Genomic DNA, 1,882 nt, shown 5'->3' on the forward strand with positions numbered 1-1,882 from the left:
TGCGCCACAAACGCATTCGCGGGTTCACCCGCGAATGCGTCAGTTCAGGTCGTCAAGGATTAATGGTCTTCACCTTCCTCATCATCCCCACCCGCCACATTCATTCCCAGCTCCTTGATCTTGCGCGTCAGGGTATTGCGTCCCCACCCCAGCAACAGTGCGGCATCCCGGCGCCGCCCGGCGGTGTGCTTGAGCGCCGTCTCGATCATGATCCGCTCAAAGCTCGGTACCGCGCTGTCCAGCAGGTTGGTCTGCCCACGGGCCAGCGCCTGGTCAGCCCATTGGCGCAGGGCCTGCTCCCAGTTGGTCACCGGCGCGGCGTCCTGCGGCAGGTTCAGCAGCTCGGGCGGCAGGTCACCGATCAGCACTTCGCGGCTGGAGGCCATCACGGTGATCCACCGGCAGGTGTTCTCCATCTGCCGCACGTTACCCGGCCATGGCAGGTTACGGATGAACTCTTCGGTCTCCGGCTTCAGGACCTTTGGCTCGACGGCCAGCTCCTGGGCCGCGCGGGCCAGGAAGTGGCGTGCAAGGGTGGGAATGTCTTCGCGGCGGTCGGCCAGGCGCGGAATGTGAATGCGGATCACGTTCAGGCGGTGGAACAAGTCCTCGCGAAACTTGCCAGCCTGCACCAGCGACTCCAGGTTCTGGTGGGTAGCGGCGATGATGCGCACATCGACCTTGACCGGCACGTGGCCGCCCACCCGGTAGAACTCGCCATCGGCCAACACCCGCAGCAGGCGGGTCTGGGTGTCGGCGGGCATGTCGCCAATCTCGTCAAGGAACAGCGTACCGCCGTCCGCTTGTTCGAAACGGCCGCGGCGCAGGTTGGCCGCCCCGGTGAAGGCGCCCTTTTCATGGCCGAACAGCTCGGACTCCATCAAGTCCTTGGGGATGGCCGCCATGTTCAGGGCAATGAACGGCGATGCTGCGCGCGGGCTGTGGCGGTGCAGGGCGTGGGCGACCAGCTCTTTACCGGTACCCGATTCACCGTTGATCAGCACAGTGATGTTGGAATGGCTGAGGCGGCCAATGGCGCGGAACACCTCCTGCATCGCCGGTGCTTCACCGATGATCTCCGGGGTGCGTGCCAGGTTCTGCGGCACATCCAGCCCTTGTTGCTCCTGCGCATGCTGGTTGGCGCGTTTGACCAGCGAGACAGCCTCGTCCACATCAAACGGCTTGGGCAGGTATTCGAAGGCACCGCCCTGGTACGACGCCACAGCGCTGTCCAGGTCTGAATGCGCGGTCATGATGATGACCGGCAGGCGCGGGTGCTGCTCGCGTATCTGCGCCAGCAAGTCCAGGCCGCTGGCGCCGGGCATGCGGATGTCGGAAATGATCACGTCCGGCTGCTGGCGTGCCAGGCGCCCCATCACACCGTCTGCGCTGTCGAAGCTCTGGGTGGTCATGCCTTCCTGTTGCAGGGCTTTTTCCAGGACCCAGCGGATGGAACGATCATCGTCGACGATCCATACGGTTTCACTTCGGCTCATGAGGCGGTGGCTCCTTGTTCCAGGGGCAGGTAGATCGAGAAGGCGGTGTGGCCGGCATGGCTTTCACACTCGATCAGGCCCTGGTGCTGGCTGATGATGTTCTGGGTAATGGCCAGGCCCAGCCCGGTACCGTCCGGGCGGCCGCTGACCATGGGATAGAAGAGGGTGTCCTGCAGTTCCGAGGGAATGCCCGGGCCGTTGTCGATGATCTCCACCCGTGCCACCAGGCGATGACGCACATGGCCGATGGTGAACTGGCGCAGGGCGCGGCTGCGCAGAGTGATGCGGCCCAGGCGCAGCTCATTCTGCGAGCTGATGGCCTGCATGGCGTTGCGCACGATGTTGAGTACGGCCTGGATCATCTGCTCACTGTCGATCAGTACATC

At 64.1% G+C, this 1,882-nt stretch carries 2 protein-coding genes; both read right to left on the reverse strand.

Annotation, left to right across the window (positions count from 1 at the left end; all coding sequences use genetic code 11):
• Nucleotides 1-59: 59 nt before the first annotated feature.
• Nucleotides 60-1,496: a nitrogen regulation protein NR(I) gene (gene ntrC, locus HP546_RS29770; RefSeq protein ID WP_172233324.1), complete on the reverse strand. Its 1,437-nt coding sequence runs from the start codon at nt 1,494-1,496 to the stop codon at nt 60-62.
• A partial coding sequence (locus HP546_RS29775) for an ATP-binding protein (RefSeq protein ID WP_256678574.1) occupies nt 1,493-1,882 on the reverse strand: 390 nt, incomplete at its 5' end. The genes HP546_RS29775 and ntrC, both read right to left, overlap by 4 nt.

The organism is Pseudomonas sp. CM25 (assembly GCF_013179705.1).
Taxonomy (GTDB): Bacteria; Pseudomonadota; Gammaproteobacteria; order Pseudomonadales; family Pseudomonadaceae; genus Aquipseudomonas.